We start from the raw sequence: 842 nt of genomic DNA on the forward strand, positions 1-842 counted from the left end.
ATCTGCAGTTGACGCCGCACCGGGATTTCATCCCGTTCTTCAACCATCCGCGCGCCGACGATGATCTGGTCGCCACGTTCCGCAAGGCCTGCGCCGACGCCGGGGTGGGGATCGCGTCGGTGTTGCCGGTGCTGCGTTGGTCGAGCCCGGACCCCGACGCCCGTGACGCCGCGGTGCGCAACTGGAAACGCGTCATCGAGATCACCGTGGATCTCGGTGTCAATGTCATCAACACCGAGTTCTCCGGCCGTCCCGAGAAAGCCGAGGAGTCCGAGCGGGCGTTTTTCCGGTCCATGGAGGAACTGCTGCCGATCATCGAACGTGAGGGCATCGACGTGCGGATCGATCCGCATCCCGACGATTTCGTCGAGGACGGCCTGGAAGCGCTGCGTATCATCCGCGGGGTCAACTCGCCCAACATCGGCATGGTCTACGTGGCGTGTCACACCTACCACATGGGGGGCAACATGGCCGAGATCATCGCCGCCGCGGGGGAGAAGCTGCGGTTGGTGCATGTGGCCGACACCATGGATCATCACCGCAGTCACGGTCTGCGCTACATCACCAATCCGCCGGGCAACCCGGTGCGGGTGCATCAGCACCTCAAGATCGGTGACGGTGACATCGATTGGGATGAGTTTTTCGGCGGGTTGGCCGGTGTCGGTTTCTATGACCGGCCCGATACGGTCATGGTGTCCAGCGTGTTCGCCGAGGACGAGAACGCCCACGAGGTGTCGCGCTATCAGCTGGCCACCATGACCGATTACGTCGCCAAATACCGCTGAGTTTCCCCGGCGAGCAGTCACAGCGGTACCGCAAACGCGGCGTGTCGCGTACCGCAG

General features: G+C 63.4%; 1 protein-coding gene. It reads left to right on the top strand.

The window, feature by feature from the left end:
* The coding region (locus tag BST13_RS38065; RefSeq protein WP_142282957.1) for a sugar phosphate isomerase/epimerase family protein at window positions 1-785 on the top strand (785 nt) is incomplete at its 5' end.
* Window positions 786-842 lie beyond the last annotated feature (57 nt).

The organism is Mycobacterium aquaticum (assembly GCF_002086485.1).
Lineage (GTDB): Bacteria > Actinomycetota > Actinomycetes > Mycobacteriales > Mycobacteriaceae > Mycobacterium > Mycobacterium aquaticum.